The organism is Microbacterium sp. 13-71-7 (genome assembly GCF_002257455.1).
Lineage (GTDB): Bacteria > Actinomycetota > Actinomycetes > Actinomycetales > Microbacteriaceae > Microbacterium.
In genome coordinates this window covers 1-5,002 of sequence record NZ_NCKN01000267.1, presented here as the reverse complement: position 1 = coordinate 5,002, position 5,002 = coordinate 1, and the positions used below count along the sequence as shown (strand labels likewise).

Below are 5,002 nucleotides of genomic sequence, written 5' to 3'. Positions count from 1 at the left end.
CGGACGGCGGCGTTCGACAGGCTCGACATCGATCTCGCGGCCGGCGTCGCCGTGGTCGGCAGCGGGGTGCGCTGGGGCGCCGTCGTCGACGCGCTCGAGGGCACGGGGTGGGCGGCGCCGGCGGGCACGAGCCCCGTCGTCTCGGTCGCGGGCTACACGCTCGGCGGCGGGCACTCGTGGTTCAGCCGCACCGCGGGCCTCGGCTCCGACAACCTGCGCGCCGCGTGGGTGCTGCGACCGGACGGCACGCACGAGCGGATCGACGACGACAGCGACGGCGAGGCGATGTGGGCGCTGCGCGGCGCGGGCGGCGTCGTGGGCGTCGTCACCGCGCTCGAGCTCGATCTCGTCCGCACCCCGGCGCAGTGGGGCGCCTCCCTGACGTTCGACGCGGCCGACTCCGCCGCCGTGATCCGCGCCGTGCGGGATCTCGCCGCCGTCGCGCCGTCGACGCTCAACGTGTTCACGGGCTCGATGCGGATGCCCGATGCGCCGATGCTGCCCGAGGCGATCCGCGGCAAGAGCTTCCTCACCGTCCAGGCGCTGTCCGCCGACGGCGCCGCCGAGACGTTCCTCGACGGTGTGCGGCGCGCCGGCGCCGTGCAGCGCGAGACCGCCGGCCCGACGTCGCCCGCCGCACTCGCGGCATCCTCGGGAGAGCCGACCGAGCCGACCGCGGGCCGAGGCGCGGCTCTGGCCCTCGACCGGCTCGACGATGCCGTGATCGACGCGCTGGTCGAGTACCGCCAGGCGCCCGCGCAGTCGACGATCATCGGGATCGACCTGCGGATGCTGGGCGGGGCGCTCGACGCCCCGCGCCGATCCGGCTTCGCCTCGCTGGCCTCGGCCGGCTGGCTCCTGCACGCGCTGGTGCCGAACTTCCCCGGAGCCCCGGCCGAGCCCGGCGATGCGAGCATCGCGGGCCTCATCGACCTGCTCGCCCCGGCAGCCGCCGCGCGGACGATCCCGACGTTCCTGACGCCGGGGCCGTCGCTCGAGCAGTGCGCCACGGCGTCCGACATCGACCGGCTGCGCGCGGTGCGCGCGAGTGCCGATCCCGACGGCGTGCTGCACGAGGGCCGCCTGCCGCGCTGAGACCGCTCTCTACGGCGGACTCGGCGACGGCGGACGGGCCGGATGCGGGGCCTCGCGGGTCGGTCAGCCGATCGCGGCGAGGCTCTGCACCGTGGCCGACACGGCCTCGGCGAGCTCGCGGCCCTTCACGGCGAAGTGGCGGCGGAAGTAGTCCTGGTGCTCGTCGTGCTCGTGGAAGTGGTGCGGCGTGAGCACGGCGGAGAACACCGGCACGTCGGTGTCCAGCTGCACGCGCATGAGCGCGTCGACGACGGATCCGGCGACGAAATCGTGCCGGTAGATCCCGCCGTCCACGACGAGGGCGCTCGTGGCGATGGCCTCGTAGCGGCCGGTGCGCGCAAGGCGCTGGGCGTGCAGCGGGATCTCGAACGCTCCGGGAACGCGGTGCACGTCGACCTGGTCGATGCCGAGCTCGGCGAGACGCTCGAGGAAGGCGGACACGGCCTGCTCGACGATCTCGGCGTGCCACTGCGCGGCGACGATGGCGATTCTGGGCATGGTGGACTGCTCCTTCTGTCCTCTCTCATCCGGACTGTGACCGTCGGCTCCGGAATCGCACCGGATCGGCGGTCCCCACCATGGGGACCGTTCGCGGGCTCGCGCGGACCATGCCGCGACACCGCCGGTGGGGACTTTCACCCCGCCCTGAGGACAGGACGACGCTATCACCGTGTCGCGAGCGGTCCGACCACGATGCGATCCGCCGTCCGGCGTCCGGCTCCGAACCGTCAGCGCGGTGCCGCGGCGGCGCCGGCCAGGCGGTACGCGGTCTCCGGACGGCCCGGAGCGCCGTAGCGCGGGGCGCGGATCGCGACCTGCTGGGCGACGAGGTGTTCCAGGTAGCGCCGCGCGGTGACCCGCGAGACGCCGACGAGGGGCGCTGCCTCTGCGGCCGAGAGGTCGCCGTGCGCGCGCAGCACCGCGGTCACCGCCTGCAGCGTCTCGGCGGCGAGACCCTTCGGCAGGGCGATGGCGCCGGTCGCGGGTCCTCCGATCAGGGCGTCGATCTCCTCCTGGCTCGCGGCGCCGGCGAGCGCGACCGCGCGCTCGTGCCGGTCGCGGAACTGCATCAGGCGCTCTCGGAACACCGCGAACGGGAACGGCTTGAGCAGGTACTGGGCGACGCCCAGTGCCGACATCCGCCGCACGGCCTCGACGTCGCGCACGCTGGTCACCGCGATCACGTCGATCGCGCTGCCGGCGCCGCGGATGCGCCGCAGCACGTCGATCCCCGAGCCGTCGGGCATGGTGAGATCCAGCAGCACCAGGTCGATCCGCTCCGCATCGGTGGTGAGGGCGTTCAGGGCGGCACGGACGCCGGTGCACTCGCCGACGACCTCGAACCCCTCGAGCCGCGCGATGTACGCGGCGTGGAGTTCCAGCGTGAGCGGGTCGTCGTCCACGAGCAGGACGCCGATCATCCGGGCCTCCTCTCCGCCGGGACGCCGGGCAGCGTCACCCGGAACGCGGTCGGCTCGGCGGAGAGCTCGATGCTCCCCCCGGCGGCCGTCACGATGTCGCGCACTAGGGCGAGTCCCACGCCGCGTCCCGAACGGTCGCTCGGCTTGGTGGAGAAGCCGTGCTCGAAGATCCGCTCCCGCGCGTCGGCGGGAACCCCGGGGCCGCCGTCCGAGACCGTGATCGCCACGGCTCCGCCGTCCGCCGCGGTCACGTCGACCCGCACCCAGCGGTCGGCGCCCGACCCCGCCTGAGGGGCGGCGTCGAGCGCGTTGTCGATGAGGTTCCCCACCACGGCGACCGCGTCGACCGGGGTCAGGTCGGCGCGGGGAGCGGTGGGATCCACGTGGACCTGCCAGCGCACGCCGCGCTCCTTCGCCTGCGAGGCCTTGCCCAGCAGCAGTGCGCCGAGCGTCGGATCCCCGTCGCGCAGCGTCATCTGGTCGATCACGGACTGGCTCTGCAGGGACGATTCGGACAGCAGCGCGATCGCCTCGTCGCGGCGGTCGAGCTCCAGAAGCGACAGCGCCGTGTGCAGGCGGTTGCCGTGCTCGTGCGTCTGCGCCCGCAGCGCCTCGCCGAGCGTGCGCACCGACTCGTACCCTGCCACGGCCTCGCGCACGTCGCGGGCGTCCAGATCGCCGGTGATCCGTCGGGTCGCGAGCCGCGCGAGCACCGCCCCGATCGCGCCCAGCGCGACGACCGCGAGCGTCAGCAGCACGATCACGGGCAGGCGTCGCAGCAGCGCCCCCGCCAGCGACTCCACGGTCACGCCCGCGGACACCCAGCCGACGACGGTGCCGCCGGCGTCGCGGACGGGGGCGATCGTGCGCACCGACGGGCCGAGCGTGCCCGTGTACTGCTCGGTGAGCGTGCGGCCGTCGGTGGGGATCGTGCCCAGGTACCTCTCGCCGACGCGTGCGGGGTCCGGGTGGGTGAGGCGCACGCCGTCGCGATCCATGACGGTGATGAAGTCCAGCCCCGCCCCGGTGCGGACCGACTCGACGTACGCGCGCAGGCCGCCCTCCGCCGACGGGCGGTCGGACGCGGTCACGGCCGCCTCGATCGCGGGCGCCGCCGACAGGGCGTGCGCGATCGCCGCGGTGACGTGCTCGGCCTCCTGCCGTGCCGAGGTCTGCGCCTCCCAGGTGAGGAACGCCCCGATGGCCGCGCCGATCAGCAGGACGGATCCGATCAGCAGCGCGAACACGCGCGATGCGGCACTGCGCACCACACCGCGTCTTGTCGTCGCCATCGCCGATCCGACCTCCTCAGCCAGTATGCGCGAGGTCGTGCCGTCCGAGGCGGCCCGCACGGCATCAGCGCCGGTTTCAATACGACCAGAACTCGCCGCGCGGGGCCGCGGGTCCGCACGATGGTCGGCACGGCCCGCCCGCAGTGGTGCGGGCGTCTGATTCTCATTCAGCGGAGGCGATGATGGCTCTCACCGAAGGTTTCACTCTCCCGCGGCACGATTGGCGCCGCGGCAAGAACTCCTGGGACAAGCACACCTGGCTCTATGTGTCCGTGCTCATCGCCGTGGGTCTCGGGATCGCGGTGGGGCTCGTCTTCCCGCAGTTCGCGCAGGGCCTCGAGCCCATCGGCAAGGGATTCGTGAGCCTCATCAAGATGATGATCGCGCCGATCATCTTCTGCACGATCGTGATCGGCGTCGGATCCATCGCCAAGGCCGCGACGGTCGGCAAGATCGGCGGGCTCGCCCTCGTCTACTTCATGGTCATGTCGACGTTCGCGCTCGCGATCGGCCTGGTCGTCGGCAACATCATCCACCCCGGTGAGGGGCTGCACATGGCGGGCGCGACCTACCAGGCGGCGACGACCGAGGCGAAGACGACCCAGGACTTCATCCTCGGCATCATCCCGACGACGTTCTTCGGCGCCTTCACGGGCGAGAGCGTGCTGCAGGTCCTCTTCATCGCGCTGCTCGTCGGCTTCGCGCTGCAGGGGCTGGGGGAGCGCGGCGCCCCCATCATGGGCGCGATCAAGCACCTGCAGACGCTCGTGTTCCGCGTGCTCGGGATGATCCTGTGGCTCGCCCCGCTCGGCGCATTCGGCGCGATCGCCGCCGTGGTCGGCAAGACCGGCGTCGCCGCGATCTGGAGTCTCGGCATCCTCCTCGGGGCGTTCTACCTCACCTGCATCGTGTTCATCGTCGTGGTGCTCGGCGGAGTGCTGCTCCTCGTCGCCAGGGTGAACATCTTCCAGCTGATGAAGTACCTGGCGCGCGAATACCTGCTGATCGTGGGCACCTCGTCGTCCGAATCCGCCCTGCCCCGGCTGATCGCGAAGATGGAGCACCTGGGGGTGGCGAAGCCCGTGGTGGGCATCACGGTGCCGACGGGCTACTCCTTCAACCTCGACGGCACGGCGATCTACCTGACGATGGCGTCGCTGTTCATCGCCACGGGCCTCGGCCAGCCGATGTCGA

The 5,002-nt window shown here is 72.7% G+C and carries 4 protein-coding genes, 1 pseudogene and 1 riboswitch; of the genes and pseudogenes, 2 read left to right on the top strand and 3 right to left on the bottom strand.

Annotated elements, in window-relative coordinates:
• The coding region (locus B7X32_RS18390; RefSeq protein ID WP_292722985.1) for an FAD-binding protein at positions 1-1,095 on the top strand (1,095 nt) is incomplete at its 5' end.
• 63 nt (positions 1,096-1,158) lie between these two features.
• Here the strand turns inward: B7X32_RS18390 and B7X32_RS18385 are convergent.
• The 3 genes and pseudogenes from B7X32_RS18385 to B7X32_RS18375 all read right to left on the bottom strand — a co-directional run.
• Positions 1,159-1,599, bottom strand: a pseudogene (locus tag B7X32_RS18385) (6,7-dimethyl-8-ribityllumazine synthase); the annotation flags it as partial.
• 7 nt (positions 1,600-1,606) lie between these two features.
• A riboswitch (FMN riboswitch) is annotated at positions 1,607-1,752 on the bottom strand.
• Positions 1,753-1,823: 71 nt separating this feature from the next.
• Entirely contained in the window at positions 1,824-2,516 is a 693-nt protein-coding gene (locus B7X32_RS18380; protein WP_292722982.1) for a response regulator, read from the bottom strand.
• Positions 2,513-3,808: an ATP-binding protein gene (locus B7X32_RS18375; protein WP_292722980.1), complete on the bottom strand. Its 1,296-nt coding sequence runs from the start codon at positions 3,806-3,808 to the stop codon at positions 2,513-2,515. The genes B7X32_RS18380 and B7X32_RS18375 overlap by 4 nt, the downstream gene beginning before the upstream one ends.
• A gap of 182 nt (positions 3,809-3,990) precedes the next feature.
• On the opposite strand from B7X32_RS18375, the gene B7X32_RS18370 reads away from it, so the two are divergent.
• The coding region (locus tag B7X32_RS18370) for a cation:dicarboxylase symporter family transporter (RefSeq protein WP_292722977.1) at positions 3,991-5,002 on the top strand (1,012 nt) is incomplete at its 3' end.